Origin of the sequence: Mesorhizobium sp. M7A.F.Ca.CA.004.06.1.1 (assembly GCF_003999135.1) — a bacterium.
Classification (GTDB): Bacteria; Pseudomonadota; Alphaproteobacteria; order Rhizobiales; family Rhizobiaceae; genus Mesorhizobium.
The window spans coordinates 1-691 of record NZ_RZPQ01001338.1 but is presented as its reverse complement, the minus strand read 5'-3'; the positions used below and the strand labels follow the sequence as shown (position 1 = coordinate 691).

Here is a 691-nt window from a genome sequence, read left to right as displayed (position 1 = left end):
GTCTCTATCAATGGACGCCGATGAAGGGCATCTGCCTGCGCCAATGTCAGGCGCCGATCGCGTTCCTGGCCAGCCGTGGCGGATTCCGTTCCGCTCCGCTCGGCGCGCTTCGGCTGGGCATCGATCACGGCGCCTATTGCCTGGGGTGCTGCTGGGCGCTGATGGCTCTGTTGTTCGTCGGTGGCGTCATGAACGTGCTGTGGATCGCCGGCATCGCCATCCTTGTTCTGCTGGAGAAGACGGTGCCGACCGGGCAGCTGATTCCGCGCGTTTCAGGCGCGTTGATGGCCGCCATCGGGATCTGGATCGTCTTTCAAGCCCTTTGAGAACAGTCTTCGTCGGCGGTCTGTATTGGTATGCAGCCGTCAGTAAATTGTCAGATGACAATCTTGGGACCTGGTAGTTCGTCGCACGGGGAGGTCAACAACGACGAGCTATTGCCCGGGATGGATTTCGCTGCCGCGGCCCGTATTGGCCCCGCGTTGGCGTTGCATGAGATTTGCCGCCTTTATTAGCCCTGCTGGCTAAATCGCGGGCGTGTTTGTCTGTAAATCGGGCATTTGCGGCAATCGGTTTTCAAACTCTTTGGGTTTCGGTCATTTCCCTTGACCTCACAGGAATTATCGCCTTCGATGACATTTGTGAATGGGAGGCGGCGCGTCGGTTACGATGCGGGGTTTCGGGAATGGGC

At 58.8% G+C, this 691-nt stretch carries 1 protein-coding gene; it reads left to right on the top strand.

The genetic code is table 11. The features are described from left to right. The coding region (locus EN906_RS36185; RefSeq protein ID WP_206529292.1) for a DUF2182 domain-containing protein at nucleotides 1-326 on the top strand (326 nt) is incomplete at its 5' end. Nucleotides 327-691: the final 365 nt, after the last annotated feature.